The organism is Holospora undulata HU1 (assembly GCF_000388175.3).
Lineage (GTDB): Bacteria > Pseudomonadota > Alphaproteobacteria > Holosporales > Holosporaceae > Holospora > Holospora undulata_A.
This window is the reverse complement of the sequence record NZ_ARPM03000021.1, coordinates 1-1,206: the sequence shown is the minus strand read 5'-3', so window position 1 is coordinate 1,206 and position 1,206 is coordinate 1. Positions and strand designations below refer to the sequence as shown.

Sequence of the window (1,206 nt, the reverse complement as noted above, 5' to 3'; positions counted from 1 at the left end):
GTTAATAACACGCCCATAGCACCAATAGTTTTTAACGGACTTGGGTAGAAAAAATTTCTGATTAAGAAACTAAAGCCTGGTCAAGGTGTCATTATGGACAATGTCTCTTTTCATAAATCTAAGGGAAGTAGAGAATGAATAAAATCTGTAAAATGTAGTATAATTTTTCTACCTTCTTGCTCTTCGTGATTTGAATCCAATAGAGAAATTCTGGGCCAATTGAAGAGGCAATATAACTAAATTCCAACGCTCTATTCGATGCTATTTCGTGGTTCTTTAACATATCTTATTCAACCTAAATTACTATAGTGTTGGTTGGGGGGGGGTGAACGTAAGGATAAGCGCGACCTTAAATATACTAATTTAGCTTTAAAGTGGGACAGGGGGGCTATTTTTAACAGAAAATGAAAAAGAAACAAAAACAAAATAGCTTCGATCTAAGGGGGCGAGGTTTTCCCAGGTTTGGTCGAAAAAATTCAGTATACTCTTGCAAAACTCTTTGTTGGCAGAGACTAAAAATCGATTATTGCGCACATATTCATTCTTCGATGGGGGCAGGTTGGGACTTGTAGGAAGGGCAAATAATGCACTTCAATCCCACTTTCTTTCGCTGCGTTTTGGAGGTCAGTGCTTGTATTATAAGGTTCTTGATCCAAGATCAGGTGAATGTTAGGCTCCTTTAGATAAGCGTCTTTCAGCTGATCAAAAAACGTCTTCAAGGTTTTTAAGGATACCACCCGTTCAATCCAAGGCTCCCATCAGGTTCATGCGAGTAGGCTGTCATGGGCAATGGGGGTGCCTGACAGGTGATTTTCGTTTCCATGGTGGGGGGCACGCCATCACCAAACATCCGGCGGTGTTGTCATCACCGTTGAATAAAGGGGCTTCCTACTTGGCTGCCTTTTCTGGCCATGCTGCTGGCTTTTTAAATGAAAAGTTATAGGCGTGCAACGTCTTGCCTTGAATCGTATACGCAATGCCTCAAGAAAGCGCAGATATCACTCACTTTCATATACGTTTGGCTTTCCAAATGTGCGATAAGTTCCGCTGTTTGTGAAACTTCAGCTTGCTCACAGAGCCCTCACTTTACACCATTAACTTTTGATCTTCCTCATACTTCTCTACGATCGTCAATCAGAAGAGCCTTAGCAATTTGACGATAGCTTCACCCTTTGTCAGATCACAAAACTGCCTTAATCCTATCTT

2 protein-coding genes are annotated in these 1,206 nt (G+C 41.1%); one reads left to right on the top strand and one right to left on the bottom strand.

Annotation, left to right across the window (positions count from 1 at the left end):
- Positions 1–512: 512 nt before the first annotated feature.
- Positions 513–737 (bottom strand): transposase, encoded by a 225-nt coding sequence (locus tag K737_RS07075; RefSeq protein WP_075260282.1) that lies wholly within the window; start codon positions 735–737, stop codon positions 513–515.
- Between the two features lie 29 nt (positions 738–766).
- Here K737_RS07075 and K737_RS09730 point away from each other — a divergent pair, with 29 nt between their 5' ends.
- Positions 767–943, top strand: coding sequence for a hypothetical protein (locus tag K737_RS09730; RefSeq protein ID WP_023491183.1), 177 nt, complete (start codon positions 767–769; stop codon positions 941–943).
- Positions 944–1,206: the final 263 nt, after the last annotated feature.